The sequence below is a fragment of the Lentzea sp. NPDC054927 genome (assembly GCF_053610285.1).
Map to the genome: position 1 here is coordinate 1 of NZ_JBSGXZ010000098.1, position 1,119 is coordinate 1,119.

Here is a 1,119-nt window from a genome sequence, read left to right on the forward strand (position 1 = left end):
TGTACTGGCCCGAGACGTTGCGAACGGTCCGACACGTGATCGGATGATCTTGGAATGAGGGAGGGCCTCCGGGTTCGGTGTGGATTGCGACATCTGCACCTACTAGCCAGGAGGCCCTCAATTCCTCACGCTAACGCACCGCTGACCGAGCTGGGCAGGCTGCGCCTGGCCCGGTGTGTCGTCGCCGAAGGCTGGCCGCTGCGACGAGCAGCCGAGCGGTTTCAGGTCTCGGTGAGCACCGCGAAACGCTGGGCCGACCGCTACCGTGCCGACGGTCCTGCGGGCATGGCCGACCGCTCGTCACGCCCGCACAGCAGCCCCCGCCGCACCGGCCCGCGACAGGAACGACGGATCATCAAAGTCCGGCTGGACCGCCGCTGGGGACCGGCCCGCATCGCCTATCTGCTCGGACTCCACCCCTCCACCGTGCACCGAGTCCTGCGCCGCTACCGGCTCGCCCGGCTGCGGCACCTGGACCGAGCCACCGGAGCACCGATCCGCCGCTACGAACACGCCGCCCCCGGCGATCTCGTGCACGTCGACATCAAGAAGCTGGGCAACATCCCCGACGGCGGCGGCCACAAAGTCCACGGACGGACGATCGGCATACGCAACAGCTCCGCTCACCGCGATCCCGCCCGGCCACGCAAGATCAGCAACCGCGCCAACCTCGGCTACAGCTACCTGCACAACGCCGTCGACGACCACAGCCGCCTGGCCTACACCGAAATCCTCACCGACGAGACCAAGGAAACCGCCGCCGCGTTCTGGTCGCGAGCCCAGACTTTCTTTCACACCAACGGGATCACCGTCACACGAGTGCTCACCGACAACGGATCCTGCTACCGATCCCGGCTCTGGCTCGACACCCTCACCGCAGCCGGGATCACCCACAAACGCACACGCCCACGCCGGCCCCAGACCAACGGAAAAGTCGAACGCTTCAACCGCACCCTGCTCGACGAATGGGCCTACGCCCGCCCCTACCGCAGCGAAACCGAGCGTCGCGAGGCGCTACCGCGATGGTTGCATCTCTACAATCACCACCGCGGTCACACCGCACTTGCAGGCCAGCCACCCGCCAGCCGCGTTCCTAACCTCTCAGGGCACTACAGCTAG

The 1,119-nt window shown here is 67.0% G+C and carries 1 protein-coding gene; it reads left to right on the forward strand.

Annotated features, from left to right (window positions below):
- Positions 1-120: 120 nt before the first annotated feature.
- Positions 121-1,119, forward strand: coding sequence for an IS481 family transposase (locus ACWGE0_RS45635; protein ID WP_452267088.1), 999 nt, complete (start codon positions 121-123; stop codon positions 1,117-1,119).